The 17,458-nt window shown below is 34.9% G+C and carries 15 protein-coding genes and 1 pseudogene; 6 read left to right on the forward strand and 10 right to left on the reverse strand.

Translation table 11 applies throughout. From position 1 onward, the window contains the following. The first annotated feature begins 452 nt into the window (after positions 1-452). From IGI92_RS12670 to IGI92_RS12685, 4 genes are all read left to right on the forward strand, one after another. On the forward strand, positions 453-1,619 hold the full coding sequence (locus tag IGI92_RS12670) for a C47 family peptidase (RefSeq protein WP_301389878.1): 1,167 nt from the start codon (positions 453-455) through the stop codon (positions 1,617-1,619). Between the two features lie 92 nt (positions 1,620-1,711). After that, a complete protein-coding gene (locus tag IGI92_RS12675) occupies positions 1,712-2,137 on the forward strand; it encodes a hypothetical protein (RefSeq protein ID WP_301389879.1) in 426 nt (141 codons plus the stop codon). 271 nt (positions 2,138-2,408) lie between these two features. Beyond that, positions 2,409-3,341 carry a trypsin-like serine peptidase gene (locus tag IGI92_RS12680; RefSeq protein ID WP_301389880.1) on the forward strand — a complete coding sequence of 311 codons (933 nt, stop codon included), beginning with the start codon at positions 2,409-2,411 and terminating at the stop codon, positions 3,339-3,341. A 602-nt stretch (positions 3,342-3,943) separates the two neighbouring features. Further along, a complete protein-coding gene (locus IGI92_RS12685; protein ID WP_400449812.1) occupies positions 3,944-4,141 on the forward strand; it encodes a hypothetical protein in 198 nt (65 codons plus the stop codon). A gap of 377 nt (positions 4,142-4,518) precedes the next feature. Here the strand turns inward: IGI92_RS12685 and IGI92_RS12690 are convergent, their stop codons facing one another. Together IGI92_RS12690 and IGI92_RS12695 are read right to left on the reverse strand one after the other, a co-directional pair. Then, positions 4,519-5,685 (reverse strand): tyrosine-type recombinase/integrase, encoded by a 1,167-nt coding sequence (locus tag IGI92_RS12690; protein ID WP_301389881.1) that lies wholly within the window; start codon positions 5,683-5,685, stop codon positions 4,519-4,521. A gap of 42 nt (positions 5,686-5,727) precedes the next feature. Continuing rightward, positions 5,728-5,931: a DUF3173 family protein gene (locus tag IGI92_RS12695; protein WP_140966738.1), complete on the reverse strand. Its 204-nt coding sequence runs from the start codon at positions 5,929-5,931 to the stop codon at positions 5,728-5,730. 879 nt (positions 5,932-6,810) lie between these two features. On the opposite strand from IGI92_RS12695, the gene IGI92_RS12700 reads away from it, so the two are divergent. Beyond that, entirely contained in the window at positions 6,811-7,212 is a 402-nt protein-coding gene (locus IGI92_RS12700; protein WP_301405378.1) for a hypothetical protein, read from the forward strand. Positions 7,213-7,246: 34 nt separating this feature from the next. Then, positions 7,247-8,158 (forward strand): hypothetical protein, encoded by a 912-nt coding sequence (locus tag IGI92_RS12705; protein WP_301405377.1) that lies wholly within the window; start codon positions 7,247-7,249, stop codon positions 8,156-8,158. Positions 8,159-8,236: 78 nt separating this feature from the next. Here the strand turns inward: IGI92_RS12705 and IGI92_RS12710 are convergent, their stop codons facing one another. The 8 genes and pseudogenes from IGI92_RS12710 to IGI92_RS12745 all read right to left on the reverse strand — a co-directional run bounded on the left by IGI92_RS12710 (position 8,237) and on the right by IGI92_RS12745 (position 17,427). Next, entirely contained in the window at positions 8,237-8,572 is a 336-nt protein-coding gene (locus IGI92_RS12710; RefSeq protein WP_301405376.1) for a hypothetical protein, read from the reverse strand. A 48-nt stretch (positions 8,573-8,620) separates the two neighbouring features. Next, a pseudogene (locus tag IGI92_RS12715) lies at positions 8,621-9,892 on the reverse strand (Y-family DNA polymerase). A 246-nt stretch (positions 9,893-10,138) separates the two neighbouring features. Further along, the gene (locus IGI92_RS12720) at positions 10,139-10,339 is read right to left on the reverse strand and encodes a hypothetical protein (RefSeq protein ID WP_062806333.1); all 201 of its coding nucleotides are present in this window, start codon (positions 10,337-10,339) and stop codon (positions 10,139-10,141) included. Positions 10,340-10,442: 103 nt separating this feature from the next. Beyond that, entirely contained in the window at positions 10,443-10,745 is a 303-nt protein-coding gene (locus IGI92_RS12725; RefSeq protein WP_301405372.1) for a hypothetical protein, read from the reverse strand. A 34-nt stretch (positions 10,746-10,779) separates the two neighbouring features. Further along, complete coding sequence (locus IGI92_RS12730; RefSeq protein ID WP_301405370.1) at positions 10,780-14,019, reverse strand: SIR2 family protein; 3,240 nt, start codon at positions 14,017-14,019, stop codon at positions 10,780-10,782. A 22-nt stretch (positions 14,020-14,041) separates the two neighbouring features. Further along, positions 14,042-14,650: a recombinase family protein gene (locus IGI92_RS12735; RefSeq protein ID WP_301389967.1), complete on the reverse strand. Its 609-nt coding sequence runs from the start codon at positions 14,648-14,650 to the stop codon at positions 14,042-14,044. 107 nt (positions 14,651-14,757) lie between these two features. Then, complete coding sequence (locus tag IGI92_RS12740) at positions 14,758-15,090, reverse strand: DUF7006 family protein (protein WP_301389968.1); 333 nt, start codon at positions 15,088-15,090, stop codon at positions 14,758-14,760. A gap of 69 nt (positions 15,091-15,159) precedes the next feature. Continuing rightward, positions 15,160-17,427, reverse strand: coding sequence for a MucBP domain-containing protein (locus tag IGI92_RS12745; protein ID WP_430608500.1), 2,268 nt, complete (start codon positions 17,425-17,427; stop codon positions 15,160-15,162). Positions 17,428-17,458 lie beyond the last annotated feature (31 nt).

Raw genomic sequence — 17,458 nt, forward strand, 5'->3', positions numbered from 1 at the left:
CAGGATCCATTCCTTGCTTAATGGCAGTTTGCTTATTTCCGATACATCTTCGACTAAAATCCGAACTAACATTTCGATTAAACATTGTCGAATAAAGCTTTTTAAGAGAAGGTGAACAAATAAAATATCAATAATTTGCAGTCAATTTCTAGCAAATAGAATTCAAAATAGCATCCAAAAATAATTTATGTAAATCTTTTTTGTACAGTGACTACTAGATAATAAAACTCTTCTTTTATTCACCTTAGAAAAACTATCGTATATACGTCTTTATTCTGCAAAATTATGAAAGCGTTTGCTTAAATTTGTGATATATTATACAATTAAACAGTACTGAAGATTAATCACGAAAGGAGTGATATGTGAATAAGAAACAGAAGGATGGCCACTGCGGAACGGAATTAATGGATGATGCTTAAGTTTATTTTAGTTTAATTAGGGAGAGAATCATTATGTTAAGAAAAAACTTAAAAAAAATAGTTATTTCATTATTATCTATAGCTATTATCGTTTTTGGTACTAATGTCGTTTACGCGGAAGACACAGTTGGTCAGAACAATGAAAATAATACAACACTTTTATCAGAAGAGGTTCCCGAGGAGTTAATTGATCTAGTCAAGGGGAGATTAATTTATTTTGACAGTATATTATTGAATGATGATGGAATACCGTCAGGTGATAAAGCTCTGGGAATGCCATTTTCTGTTTATGACGATGATGTAAAAGAAACATATTACTATTTTCCTTTGTATCATCAAGACGAACTGATTAAAACCATTTTTTGTTACTTCGACTCTTATATTGATCAGTGGGAAACAAATATGTCGGGACATTTAATTGATGAGTTAACAGATTTCTTCAGTGGCGAAAATGAAAACAGTGAGCGAGTCGGCTTTCTACAAAAAAACGCTGATTTATACTTAGTCGATGAGGATTCAATAGTTTCTCTGTTCTATGATTCACCGGTCTCCGAAGGAGTAACCACCCCAAGTGATTTAAGATGGGATGAATTCGACTATCAAGAACTTACAGAAGAATACGAAGACACTCTTATCTTTACTTTGCCTATTACAAATAAAACTACGCAAAGATCATTAAGATCACAAGGGCAGCATTATTTACATTTAGATTTTTTGGAAAATCAAGGACAAACTAATTGGTGTGCCGCTTATGCTACCACATCAATTATTCGATATCACACAAAAAATAGAACCCCGACAGCTGAACAAATGATGCGTTCACTGCACCCTAATTCATCTAATTTACCGAACCAATCAGCTTCAAATGCTCAGTGTATTAGCTATGCAACCAGTCATGGGTTCCGCGGTATAACAGATAGATGGGGTGTAGCAACAGTAACGGAAACTGTTACTGAAATCAATGCGAATCGTCCCTATTGGGTCTCTGCCGAAGGACAAAGCTCAAACTATAAAAAAGGTAGACACGCTTTTGTCGTCAGAGGATATGCGAATTTTGATTTTTATAGAACTATTTCAGTATGGAACCCATGGAGTACCGCAAGCTATGGATACGACCTTTTAAATCCTGATAGTCAGTTGATTTCAACCCATGGATCAGTATGGAAACAAGATTCCGGCCTATTTTCTTGGCACTACTGACAAAGTCTCTTGAGCGATTAGGAAAGAAAAGATCTGTTTATGTGAATCTTTGATGTTCGATATTTGATAAACTTTTTTTAAGGAGAGCATATATGAAAAACAGAAAAATTTACTCGTTATGTTTCTTGATATTAATCCTAGGTATCGTATATGCTACTTGGTCTTATCAAGAAAAGAAGATCGAGTATTTGACATTGTCAGAAGATGAACTGGAAGCACTCGCCTTTTTTAATGGTACATGGCTCTATACCGAAGATGATGAGATAACTTATTATACGATCAATGTTACCAATCATTTTCTAATCGTTGAGGTTAATGGCTCTATATATAATGGGTATATTACAGGAATCAGTTTTGATGAAAAATTACTGATTGGATCTGTAAACAAGGAACAGACTGTTTCTTATGGGATGAAAGAAATTGATGCAAAGCATCTGTTTCTGACTAGGGGAAACCCAATAGAGAGTATGAAAGGAAACTCTGGGACGATGGGAATTGAGTTAGTAAGATACGAATAACAAAGAAAGATTCTAATAAATAGAAACTATTCTTTTACAACTTTAAATACATTATTTGTTTATGGTACTAGATTTACTGACTAAAGAGCGTTTCTTAACTAACACCACAACCAAACAATGCATTGTTACTCAGTTTATTAACAATTTCCATGGACAGTTATTTCAAGGTTTTAGCTATTCATTTTTCAAATTTAACATTGATACAGTCACTCGAAATTTTGAGCAACTTACGTAATTAACAAAGTCAAACTATGAAGAAGGAGATTAAAAAATGAAGAATCTCAAATTTTTGTTGAGTATTTTTATTATCCCCATTGTATTATTTGTTCATTCAAGTGTAGCAACTGCAGAAGGCTTTGACAATGACCTAGATGAAAAAATAACTTATGAGACTGAAATTGATTACATGCCTAGTGGGAATACACCTATTGAAAGAGCAGAAGATATGGCAGAATATATGCGTCGTTTCACTGGTAATCTAGATATTTCATTTGAAGGATTCATTACGGATGACAAAACACACCCGATTTCTAAAACACCGACAATCGTATTGGGTGAAGACAATCGTATAAAGGCAGACCCTACCATATCCCCTTATAAGCAATGCGGATATCTTGAAACCCATTTCCTTGATGGATCTTCACTCTATATGAAGCAAGGGACAGGTGCTTTGATAGATCGAGATCGATTTGTTACAGCTGGAAGTATGGTCTATGCTCAGGAAGACTTTAAAGGCTGGCCTATCATAAGTACAATATGGATCGCGAGCCAAGATGGGCGAGGAACGCTAACAGATGATCCATACTCTGGAATGAATGCTGGAATCAGTTTTACTTCAATGAATGGATGGATCAACTCAGCAGATCCACGATATGACATGGGTTATATCACGATGAATACACCATCAGAGCATTTAGCAGGTCGGTTAAACTATGCTGTACCGACAGAAGGAGCGGTTTTGTCTCATGTTGTAAGTTATACTGGTAATCTTATGCAACAGATTATGTGGGGAAATCAAACATTTGCGATCAACACACCAGAGTTAATTTTCCATGACGTCACTGTTTCGCAAGGCTCCATTGGCGCTCCCATCATTCAAAACTCTTCGATCGTTGGAATAACTACAACACTTGATAAACAAGGACCTATGAGTCAAGCTTTGGCTATACGTCCTGAACTATACAGTTTCTTTTCCTCTAATTGATAGAGTGTGTATTATTCTTGTCTACAGGAAACCAAATTAAAAATTAATTACTGTTCTCTAAACAACCGTGCGAAAGTATGATATCTATACTTTTGCACGGTTTGCGTTTTATTTATTATTGTTCCCAAAATTCAATATTTTGTTGCTCTCGAACGTATTGCTCTATCTCTTTTCAATCGGCGTCAGTGAATTTTTTTCCACAATCAGGTTAGCTTTTTCCCCTCTCAGACGTGACTAGACCCCTATCCAGTCATCAATTTCGCTAACATCATTGCCTTTATCTGCCTATTCCATCAATTTGTTGTAAATGACAAACTGTTGCGACCCTTTCGGGTAGTACCAAAAACTGACCATTTTGGAACGCACGATGATCATTAAAGCGTGTGGTTATTGCCACCCCAATTATTGTCGTTTCCTTCAAAAAATTCACTATATTGCCGACAGCCTCGTCTTTTCAGTTGAAAAAAATCCCATTCGATCATCCCCTTAAAAAATGATTAAAATAGACGTTGATTTCCCCACCGGAATAGTGGAGCTTATACTTATTAATGCCTCATTCGTTCAAGGAGAAATTCTCTATCTCTATCAGCAATTGCACTTATATGACTACCTATGGTCGGAATAAAAGCTATCGTTTTGAAGAAGTTTATCACATGTGGTTAAAGCAACATCAACATACGGATAAACCAACAATACTGGAAAATATCGAAAAATGTTTTAAAAATCAAATTTTCCCACAAATTGACAGTCTAAGTATTGAAGCCACCAATACCCATACTTGCCAAAAAGCAGTAAATTAATGGATAAAAAAAGTCGTAATTTATCAATAAATCAAAGCATATGCGTTAAAAGTCTTTGATTATGCGATCAACAATATCATTATAAAAAGATAACCCAATGCAACAAGTGATCATGCCAGAGACGGTCGAATGATTAGAAAAGAAAGTTGATTTATATACGCAAGAAGAATTACAGCAATTCTTTGAGGATCTGAAAAAAGAAAAAGGACTTATAACATTGCCTTAACAACGTTTATAAGTCCTTATGGCTCTTATTTCCGATACATCTTCAACACAAAATACCATAGAATTTCATTTGATTTTATACGCTTTTTTGCTTACTGGAAGAAAATTGGAAAACCAACAACTATAATATATCTTACTCTCTTTTAAAATAACTACACTTGGAAAGCATCGATTGCATCAATTATTCGACAATCAGACTTTGCATATAGATGTCCATAGGTTCCCAAAGTGATTTGAATATTAGAGTGTCCCATCCTTTCCATAATTGCTAATGGTTGAACATTTTGTTCAATAAGGAATGCGACATGCGAATGTCTAAGTGAATGCAATTTAATCGGTGATACTTTAGACTTAACGGCCGCTTCTTTCAGCCAATTTGCAAAAGAATATGGAGGAGTAAATGTTCCATCTAATTGGATAACAAACTCAAAGGACCCTATCATCATCTGCAATTGTTTCCATTCTTCTAATTTTCTTGATAACATTTTCCCAATAGCAATTGTACGATATGCATTTTTCGTTTTAGGCGTTGAGAAATACCAACTTTCTTTTTTAGAGTATACTAAAGTTTTTTCAACTGTAATCTGATTTTTTTTCAAATCCACGTTACTCCAAGAAAGTGCAGAAAGCTCACCAATTCTTAACCCTGTATAAAATAATAGTTCAAAAACAAGTTTTCTGTGTTCATTTTGAAGACTCTTACCATTGAAATAACTTATGGCTTTTTTAAAATCATCTAACTCCCAAAAACTAACTTTTTTGTTTTCTACAGATAAATAAGAAACATCCAAAACTGGATTTTTCTCAATGAATCCTTCTTTTTCAGCTCTGTCCATTACAATCTTCAAATGACCACGAATTCGATTAATATAGCTTTTTGACAGGACTGATTTTTCCCTTTTAAGTCTTGAATTTCTTGATGTCATTTGACTTAATTCAAATATCCAATCCTCAATGATTTCTGCTGTAATATCAATAAGTCTATAATGATAGAAAAATATCAATTTCTTTTCAAATATGAATTTTGCATTCTCAAATGTCTGTCTCTTTACTTGTCTTTCATACCACTTAACAAATCTATTTTTATAAAACTCTTCAAAGGTCAGATGGCCTTTACATGGCTCTTTCTTATTCGTACTTGATTCTTTAAAATTATAGGACAACATAAATTTATCATATGCTATCTTCGCCTCTCTTTGAGTCGAAAACCCCCTCCTTGTTTTTTGTATTCTTTTTCCGTTAGAATCCTTTCCTAAGTATGCTCTGAAATACCATTTTTTAGTTTTTTTATCTTGATAAATACTCTTTATTTTTCCCATAATGAATACTCCTAGCAAACCCTTTCGTTTTGATTGTAGCAGTCATTTACGAATTTTCAAGTGAAACAATTTTTCAATTATTCTTGCCGGTACAACATTTATCTGCCTATTATTGTATAGATATATTCCTTCAACATTAACTAAATATTGTTTAGCTTCTCTTAGCATTTGTGTTGCCTGATTATTTTTAAATCCCATTGAAATTAAATCGGATTTAGTTATCATGATATCAAATTCATTAATCATCATTGTCCTCCCATTTTTAATAGTTTTCTATTGACTATATAAGAATCTTATTTGCTCTTTGATTATATCTACTAAATAAATCATTGCCAGAATAACATTTTGTCAATTATGTTTTTATTTTTGCTTATCCATGCAAGGCAAGTTCCTAATTTTACTTTAGAATATTATCCAAAGTCTAACCTAGTATAAACAAAACATAAGAAGCAGTTAAATATTGATACAAAAGTATTTCGGAAAAATTTAGGGTTTTCTTTTTTCACTTCAAAACATTTTATTAATTACTTTGAAAAAGATATATCGGAGTGCTCCTCTGTTTATCAGGGAGACGCTTATTTGGACATCATCATCTTAAACAACTGTTTATTTGCCTAAAGATCTCATATCTTTATCACTACTTTGTGCTTATCGCCCCTTCAAATCTTAGAAATTCTTGCTCACAAAGTTACTTACTACTTAGATACTGAAAAGAGTTTAGAAAATGGTTTATGCGATTATCAATGAACAATAGACGAACTAATCATTCTCTTATAATAATAGTTTTACCCAATTTTTTTCATAAGATATATTAGTTTTGCAATAAATGATACATTTTAACAAGTAGTTGAATGAAAAAGCAAAGGAATTTACTGAACATTCATATCGGTAAATGGCACTTAATGGCATACAGTACTTTGGAAAAAACGACGAAAAAGAAAGTCCGTCAAGTGCTAGTTTGACGGGCTTCTTGAGGTGATTTTAATTATGTAAACTAGAATAAATGTTGTGGCTTACAATTTTGTAAGTGCATTATTTAAGTAATTATATTGTTAAAAAAAAACGTTATGCTATACTTTAATTAGATGATCATACCTATTGGTGGTAAATTGAGGAGCGACCTAAATGAAAATGACTAAAACTACTTTATTTATACTATTATCGGCCATTTTCTTATCAGGATGTAGTTTTCTAGATCAAAATGATAACCCTTTGATTACTAACACATCTTATACAATAAATATTAATGACAGATACGATGTTATACAATCATCTGCAACTACTAGTAATTTTGTTAAAGATGAACGAATCAAAGAAATGGAGATTATTGTTGAAGGCGTCGATCAACTTAATTGGAATGAGCGATATGTAGTAATCAAAACTTATGATGATAATTTCTATGTATATGATATGGAGACGGAAAAGCTTTTAGAAAGAGATAATATGAATGACTTTTTAGAATTACAGCAAGAATTATCAATCTCTATTCCCTTAAAGGAAAAAAGAGATTTTAATTGGAGCAAGTAATTTTTTAAGTAATATAAACTTAAGGAGATTATATATGATAAAAAAAGTGTTCGGATCAATAACAGTTTTTGGTGGTATGTTTTTACTTTTTGCGAGTCCAGTTATTTCTAATGCAGACTCTCTGGATGAAATTATTACGATCGGTGGCTCAGAGGTGATTGAACCACTTATTCCAAATAGTGAGTTGGAAATTTTTCCAGAAGTTCAAGCTAGAATTGATGATTACGTTTCAGAATCTGCAGGCAATGAAGAAGTTATAAATGCAATAATTGAAAATTGCAAACTGAGCGGTGTTGTATCTTCTGAGGAAATGAATCAAAATTTAACTGATTTTATTAGATCTGCAACAGTCGATCCTCAAGATTTAGAAAGAGCAATTTTGTCAGCCGAAGAACTTGTTAATAATGACAAAATTAGTTCATCTTCAAAAAATGCTAGAGCGGCTGTAGATCCAATTCAAGCGGCGAGATCCGCTTGGAATATTGGAATTGCAGCAGTTAAAGCTGCAGGATACCCAAACACTGCAATGTATATGAAATATTCAGAAGTTCCAAACTTTTTATCCCCTGCTCCAAAAAAACATGTCTCTAACAATAATGCTTGGGCTAAAAGTGTCATTACTGGCGATGATATTTTAAATGATTTTTATTCTAGTAAGTACAAACCTTGGGTAAGATCTAACAAAAAAACATTATCAGTGAGCGGAAGTTTCGTGTTTACAACAGGTGATAAGCACTACGCCTTAAATAAAGTTAATTATTCTTATTCTTTCGTCAGACAGGCTAATGGATCAGTAAAACGAGTTGGCGTTGTGACGGATACTTATGATTTTGCACTCTCAGGATATCAAAGCATACCTACGGGTATTGCGAACAACTATGCCGTTGCAATGCAAACATTGGGTTTAATTAAGCCATATCCGATTGAGATTAAGTACTCTTTGTAGTCATTAAAATAAAAAATCCCTTGGTGCCTGATTGCCATAGGGATTTTTATTTTAGTGATAAAATTAAAATAAAAATTTTTACAAAATATCATTTGTACTTGACCACTTTACTTTAGTAATTATTTCAATATTCCTAATTTCATCATAGCCAACCTTTGTCCCACCAACATATATTCCTAGTTCATCATGCTCCTCAATATGGCCAACTATATCAGTAAAGTAGCTCCCATCTCGATCACGAGCTTCAATTTGGATAGTTACTGATTTGTTCTTGAGCGTTGCCTGGTTCAAAGTTTCGGCGATCTCATTGACATCCATCTGAAACTTTTGAGTTGGTTTACTTCTTTCAATAGTTCTTTCTCCATCAATTGCTTCGGTATGTTCTGAAAGATAAAATCCTCCCCACTTCACCATTCCGCGATCGTGATATTATTGACCATATCCCATAGCTGCGCCTCCTCTCTAATGACCTCCAACTTTGGCAGATCTTGATATTGCTGTAGCTCCATCAAGTAAGGAACTTGCATGCACTAGTGATTTAAAACCGTACTTACTTCTTATCCTGTCACACAAGTAGTCCAATTTTTCTTGTCGTATTTGTTTTTCCGCATCATCAAATAAATCTAATTGCGGAGCCGTTTGATACATTAATTTGGAACAAGAAATAGCTACTGATCGAACCATAAATCCCTCATAATGTTCATCAAAAAGCTTCAATGCATAGTTGGTTATTAACTTAGTATTTGAGGTGGATGGAATTTTCATTTGATGCGAAAATCCTGGTAACAACTAGCCATGGGAGTAGCCAATAGAAAGGGCGATTGATTCGGTTTGAGCATGTTCTTTTCGCAACCTTGATCCGACCAAGTCAGCCATTTCACGGATGATAATCATTACTTCTTTTTTATCTGTATAATCTTTCATAAGGATTTGAGAATTAGAAATACTCTTTTCTAGAACTTTATATTTCTTATCAATCTCGCTACGATCGATTCCGTTTGCGTGAGCGTGCAATTGAAGCCCAATCACACCCATGGAGGCCTTCAGTCTGGAAGGGGGGGTATTTGCAAGTTCTTCGACAGTAGTGATCCCACGTTTCCAGAGATTTTTTGCTGTACGGTGGCCAATGCCCCAGAAATCGGTCAGACTTTGGATTTTCCAAACAGTAGTAGGGACGTCCTCATAACGCCATTCTGCAATCATGTCCGGATTCTTCTTTGCAGCATTATCCAATGCGAGTTTGGCCAATAACATATTATCGCCAATCCCAACAGTGGTATAGATTCCCGTTTCCTCGAGTATCCTTTGCATTAAGGCTTTTGCGAATTGCTTTGTACGACAATTGCCGTAGAGGTTTTTAACTTTGTCAAAGCGTACAAAGAGTTCATCAATACTATAAACATGAATGTCATCATCAGAAACATACCGACGAATAATATTTACGATTTTTATGTTTGTTTCGATATATAAGTTCATTCGGGGTGGCACACAAATCAAATCTTTATGATCCGGTAGCTCATATTTTCTCGTGACGTTGGAAATACCTAATTCTTTTTTTGCGGCAGGAGAGGCGGCCAAGACAAGTCCACCTGGTCGATCAGATCCAGATAATACGACTAGCATGGTCGTCAAAGGGTTTAAGCCTCTTTCTACGCATTCCACGGAGCTGTAAAAACTTTTACAGTCGATACATAAGTAATCGCCACGGGGTTCAAAACGATAATCGAAATACATAAAAAACCCTCCTTTATCACAGTTCATTATACGAACTAATGTTCGTTCTGTAAAGAGGGAGGGACTTGTTTAATTTTTTTCAGTAACTAATAGGAGTCAATGGCAATACGTACATCGATGTATTCTAAATCGGTACAAACAAGGGGATTATCCATCGGTTTTCTTTCAATCGAGCTTAGAATTGCCCTATGACAACCAATAAATAGAAAAACAAGCGAACCGAGAGAAGGATTCGCTTGTTTCTGATCAGTTCTGTTTAATTTTATCTAGGATCACTTCAAATGTTTCAAAGGTATCTATATCTAACTGGCACAACCAAAGCAAATACTTCTTTTCTTTGTAGGTCCAATTTATAGTAGGGTAGGAGGACATCAAATTATTATATCTTGCTCTTTGTTCGCTTGATGCTAGCTGCCAGCGTTTCTCAAATATTTTTTCTTCTTCCATTATCGATCCCCCAAAAAGAGCGCTGCCTGAAACTTCAATAACGGGCAGCGCAAGTCTAATTACGCAGATCTAAGTATAACATAGCATACAAATATGAAAAAAATTAGAAGGTAGTAAAGGTTCTTCCGTCTTTTGCTTTGCTTCTGTTCTTAATGTGTTTCGTTATCGTTGCCCTACAAAGCTTTTCATTCAGTACACACTCGTTTATTGTTGCGTACTTCCTTACATTGCTCTCTTGATCAATTACTTCTATTCCATTGGCATCCTGATAGTTCATAGGAGAAGCGCGGCCATCAGCGATTGTTGAGCTTATTTCTTGAACTTCTTTTATAATTTCAGGACGGTTTAACCATCTCTCATCAGCTGTTAAGCTAAGAATTTTATAGTAGCTGTCTTTGCTTTTCAAGTACAGAAATCACCGCCAAGATTATAGTATAGCATCATATTTTAGATCTTAATTTTTGAGACTCAAATGGTGTTAGAGTATGCTGAACATAAGGTATATTCAATAAATATTTCCTTTGTTCTTCATCTAAGTTGTCCATCAATTCTTCTAATTCTGTTACAAAAAAAATATCAGCTTTAATTCTTTCAATTTCAAGAAGATAGAATAATAAATCAATGAAAAACTGCTTATCTGTCGTAAAGTCATTTTCTTTTATCTGGTGTATAAATACGGATAACAATGCCTTTGAATCACCCTCATAAAGATAGTTCTCTTTGTCACTCATAATTTTTTTCACTTTTGATAGATAAACATTGTTCGAACTAAATAAATATGCGAGCTCATTTAAATTTGAACCGTCATGTTCATTATCCAGTATCCATTTAAGCCACTCATCCTCATAAGGATATGATTCTTCATTTGTAAATATGATATCTAACATAAATCTAAAACGTATATCTTCAGAATAATCCAGTTCAATATAATTGGGATTAATCTCATACAGTCCAATTAAAAAGGGGACTGTTTCTAAGTTATCGACTATTGAATTTGATTTTAAATTTTGAATTACTATGTTTATAAAGTCTTGTACGATATCTTCCTTAGCAATTGCTGAATGAAAGTAGCAAAATCCCCTAAAAGTATTATCTGTAATCTCTAGCTGCTGTACGTCATATTCATGGAATAAAGAACCTTCTGAAAAATTTCGAATTGTACTTGGTATAATTTGACTGAACTTCAATTTCGCCAAGGAGCTTTCGACTTTTCCTGATTTTACTATTTTGATTAAGGACCAAAGGTAGCTTCCTAGCTCTGTATTTATTAATTTAACAAGTTCTATTAATTCATTATTTTTATTATCATAGTCTAGTGCGGATATATCTACTTCTAGGAATTTATCAAGTATATCTTCATTATAATCAAAATTGTTTAATAAAAAGTTGGAAAAAAAAGAACTATAATTATTTGTATATCTAGAAACATTTATCTTTCCTAAATATATTTTTGTAATATTTTCAACGAATATTGAATCTAGTTTCTTATCAATTGCAATTTTTAGATATAGATTTTCGTATCTATCAAATAGTTTCCCACTAAAATCAATCAAAATTTTCTTAAGTTTTTTGGATATATCATTGTCTTCTTGTAACAATCTAAATACGAACTTAATAGTCTCATCATCGGTCTTAAAGTTGCTATAATCAAGGTTAGCAGGATCTTCATAATAGTTTTTTTCGGAAATGAGAATGTGTACTATTGTTTTTACGTCATTTGTAAGAATATCTTCAGCTGTTATAAAGCTTTTTGCCTGAATAGAATAAACTTTACCCACAGTATCTGCATATTTTCCTCTATAGAGTACACGCGATAGATCTATCAATTCTTCATGTGCATTTATAAAAGCGTTCAGTTCATAACCAAAGTTCTTATTACTGAAATCTATTACATCTACTAAATGATTTAGTAAGTTCACCTCTAATTCTTCGTTTGCATCTATGTGAACTAGAATTTTCTGAATTAATCTGTTTTCTAACAAAAGCTTAGGGAAATCATCCATCAAATATTTATCATTATAATAAATTCTTCTGTTGACTAATGCATGGTAAAATACTCCGAGTATGCCATCTTCTATTATTTCAGTTATCGGTAAGAAAAGCTGTCTCTTTAAACTATCACTTTTTAGTGATAAATTCAGGTCTTTGATAGTGTCTTGAGTAAACTTAAATACAATTTCATCCCCATCTAAACTGTATAAGTAGTCTCTAGAATTTTCATCGTTAAGCTGATTGATCATCCATTGAGCCATTAAAAGCGAATCGTTAGAGAATTCTGTTGCTGGTAAATAACCAATCTTAGAGATAGAAAGTGCCAAGATATTTCTACATGTTCTTTCTATATCTAATCTACTGTATATATTGAAGGCTGCTACATATCTTGGATCGAAACTATCTTTTAAATATAATTTGCTTATACTAGTTACTAATTTTTTATCTATTGAGCTGTAGTTTTTATCTAAAAAATCCCAAAAATTACTAGGTACTTCCATGGATTCATCAGTAAAAATTTTAGATTTAAATGAATTATCGAGGACCTTTTTAATTAATTCCTCTTCTATACTACTAGATATGTGTTCGTAAAACTGATTAAGTGTTCTATGATATTTTCTATTATCTAGCATCGAATTTAATATTTGAAGATATTCCTCATCTTTTGTTTCCAATGTATTGAGCTCGTTCCAATATTCCTGTTGAGGTGTTGGCTTATTTATTTTTTTGATGTCACTTACAATATCTTTAATAACGATTGGCAGCTCATCAAAATCATCACCATACCAAAATATTTTGGTATAATTTTCCTTATAAAAAAACTCTTCAATGTAATTTCGTAGGTCTCTATCTACTTTGGTATTAGCGTTTGCATCAGCTTTCATAAGAGCAAAATTTTCATTTTCTTTTACTAATAGTGAAAGAAGTTCATCTTCTTCTAAGCTAACCCCAACAAATAGTACAACAGGCTTGCTGTCCTCAAACCACCTCACAAGTTCTTCAAATTTATCTCTATTTCTAAAATACTGCCTAGAATACGCAGATGATGAATTAATTAACAAATGCGGGTTACCTTTGGCTGTCCCATGTATATGCAGTACGTGGCTAATTTTCAAATAAACATCTGTATTTTGGAATTCACCTAAGTCTCTAACAACAGGTGGTTTTTTTCTTTTCCTATCAAGGTGCCTTTCAATTTCAGTATCATAATTAGATGTAATAAAAGTGGCATCTAAGTTAGATAAGCTAGCTAGGGTCTTGTTTTCTGGTTCAAAAGGTCTCACATCGTCAAAATAATACTTTTCAAAATTTAATTGGTTTGCTTCAAATTCGTCTCCAAGTAACTTTTTCAATATTTGATGGACTAAATCTATTTTTCTTTTGTTAGAAAAACTTCCTCTTGATATTTTATCGAATACAAGTATTGTTTCTCTAGATATATTTTCTGAACTGACTAATGATTGAATATTAAATTGCCAATATTTAATTAAGTGATCAACGTAGCCATCCCAATTAGGATATCCTTGAGATATGGAAACTCCAGCCCCGACAAATACTACTAATTTGGAATTTCTCTCAGCATCTGCTAGCTTCTCAATCATATTTCTATATTTATCTGTTGTATCGTATTCGTCGATCTCCCACTTTCTTTTCGTAGAGTTTTGTTTATCATTCTCATTTTTACTCATGCTTGTTCTCCTCTGTATTAAACTATAAATTTTCCGCTCTTGCTTGTTTTTTGATTCTTTTTAGAGTAGAGAGAGAAATACCAGTTTTCTTTTCGACTGTTCTCATACTATTTGTTTCCATCAATTCCAAAGCATGTAAATACTTAGAGTTTAATACTCTTTTGGGCCTACCTTCTTTATAATCTTTCTTATTGGCTTTATGCCACTGCTTTCCTTCTTGAGTCCTAGTCACTATCAAGTCTCGCTCAAATTGCGCAAAACTACCAAGCATGTTCATCATCAATGTTTGCATAGAATCTTTTTTATTAGGTTCAAACGTCAAGGCATTGTCTAAAAAAGTAACTGTCACGTCTGATTCGTTTAAAGTAGAAATAATCGAATTTAAATCAACGATACTCCTTGCTAGGCGATCAATCTTTGTTACTAAGACGAGATCACCTTTCTCTACTATTGAAAGTAGTTCTTCTAATTCTTTTCTACCTTCTTTTTTTGTACCAGAATATTTTTCACTAAAGATTTTTTCAGCACCAGCATCTTCTAATTTCAGAATTTGCGTTTTGTAATCTTGGTTGCTGGTACTGACTCGTGAATACCCATAAATTGCCAAATTTTGCTCACTCTTTCTGGACATAAGTTTCTGACACCTGTCAAAGTCAAGTATATCAAGAAAATTTAAAGGGGTCAAAAACTTAAAAGTTTCTGACCCCATTAGCTTCTAATAAAAAAGAGTATTACTGTTCAATTAATGTAAAATATCATAGATGGCCGAGTTTTCGTACTCAACTCATATCCACACAATTCTTTAAAATAGTTTTTATAGTCATTCTCAATAATTCGAATTATCTCATCCTTTGAAAAATCCTCAAACGTATTCAATTCTACTAATAGATTTAACTTTGCATCTATACCCAATATTTCCCAGAATGTATCTTTAGAAATATTTGCTGTTAACTTTTCTAGATTACAAAGCTGAGAATTCAAATAATCTTTCAATTCTGCCTCCTCATTACATTTGTCATAGAGTTCATATCGAAAATGATCAATATATTCCTTCTTTGATGTGAATAGCATAATAGTTAATTTCCTTTCTATAATATTGAAAAGCAACAAATCATTAATAGATTTGTTGCTTTTTTTTGCCTAATCTTTATTATTCTTCCTTCTTCTTATCAGGAATACAAAAATTCCTATGACAATAAGCAATCCAGCCAATATCATTGATAACTGTCCGATTAATGATTCACCTGTATCAGGTAATCTTTTATGTGAATCGGAGAAGTTGTTATCTGTCGGTAAATTATTATCAGAATTATCGTGTTCACTATCGATTTTATTTATCGCATAGATGTACACCACTTCTTGTGGGTCTTCAGTAAAGATTCCTGACGCATTGTCTGGTGTTTCAGCCACGTACCAACCAGGGATCTCTTTGGCTGCACTTGCATATGGCAAACCGACTTTTCCGCTTAGGGTCACTGGATCGGCTAGTTGATTCCCTTCGGAATCTTTGTGCTTCACCGTGACTGGTGCCGCATCGCTGCGTTCATACACATATACCACTTCCTGTGCTTCTTCCGTAAACGTACCTGACGCATTGTCCGGTGTTTCTACCACATACCAACCAGGGATCTCTTTGGCTGCACTTGCATACGGCAAACCGACTTTCCCGCTTAAGATCACTGGCTCTGCCAGTTGATTCCCTTCGGAATCTTTGTGCTTCACCGTGACTGGTGCCGCATCGCTGCGTTCATACACATATACCACTTCCTGTGCTTCTTCCGTAAACGTACCTGACGCATTGTCCGGTGTTTCTACCACATACCAACCAGGGATCTCTTTGGCTGCACTTGCATACGGCAAACCGACTTTCCCGCTTAGGATCACTGGCTCTGCCAGTTGATTCCCTTCGGAATCTTTGTGCTTCACCGTGACTGGTGCCGCATCGCTGCGTTCATACACATATACCACTTCCTGTGCTTCTTCCGTAAACGTACCTGACGCATTGTCTGGTGTTTCAGCCACGTACCAACCAGGGATCTCTTTGGCTGCACTTGCATATGGCAAACCGACTTTTCCGCTTAGGGTCACTGGATCGGCTAGTTGATTCCCTTCGGAATCTTTGTGCTTCACTGTGACTGGTGCCGCATCGCTGCGTTCATACACATATACCACTTCCTGTGCTTCTTCCGTAAACGTACCTGACGCATTGTCTGGTGTTTCAGCCACGTACCAACCAGGGATCTCTTTGGCTGCACTTGCATATGGCAAACCGACTTTCCCGCTTAGGATCACTGGCTCTGCCAGTTGATTCCCTTCGGAATCTTTGTGCTTCACTGTGACTGGTGCCGCATCGCTGCGTTCATACACATATACCACTTCCTGTGCTTCTTCCGTAAACGTACCTGACGCATTGTCCGGTGTTTCTACCACATACCAACCAGGGATCTCTTTGGCTGCACTTGCATACGGCAAACCGACTTTCCCGCTTAGGATCACTGGATCGGCTAGTTGATTCCCTTCGGAATCTTTGTGCTTCACTGTGACTGGTGCTGCATCTGAGCGATTATAAATGTACACCACTTCTTGTGGGTCTTCCGTAAACGTACCTGACGCATTGTCTGGTGTTTCAGCCACGTACCAACCAGGGATCTCTTTGGCTGCACTTGCATATGGCAAACCGACTTTCCCGCTTAGGATCACTGGATCGGCTAGTTGATTCCCTTCGGAATCTTTGTGCTTCACCGTGACTGGTGCCGCATCGCTGCGTTCATACACATATACCACTTCCTGTGCTTCTTCCGTAAACGTACCTGACGCATTGTCCGGTGTTTCTACCACATACCAACCAGGGATCTCTTTGGCTGCACTTGCATACGGCAAACCGACTTTTCCGCTTAGGATCACTGGATCGGCTAGTTGATTCCCTTCGGAATCCTTGTGCTTCACTGTGACCGGGGCGGCATCTGAGCGATTATAAATGTACACCACTTCTTGTGGGTCTTCCGTAAAGATTCCTGAAGCATTGTCTGGTGTCTCAGCCACGTACCAACCAGGGATCTCTTTGGCTGCACTTGCATATGGCAAACCGACTTTCCCGCTTAGGATCACTGGCTCTGCCAGTTGATTCCCTTCGGAATCTTTGTGCTTCACTGTGACTGGTGCGGCATCGGTTCGTTCATAAATATATCGTACTTCTTGTTCTTCTGCCGTAAATACACCACTAGCATTTTCTGGGACCTTTAGCAAAGAATATCCTGGAATATCCTTTGCCTTTGTCGTATAGGGCATACCAATCTGTCCAGCATTAATAATCACAACTTCCGATAGTGCAATTCCATCTATATCTTCATAATAAACTATGATTCTTCCACCCGGCAAATTAGGTTTCCAAACATAGATATCAGACATAGTCTCTCCAGAATAATTTGACATTAGTTCA

This window comes from Enterococcus sp. DIV2379 (assembly GCF_050542965.1).
GTDB lineage: Bacteria > Bacillota > Bacilli > Lactobacillales > Enterococcaceae > Enterococcus_D > Enterococcus_D entomosocium.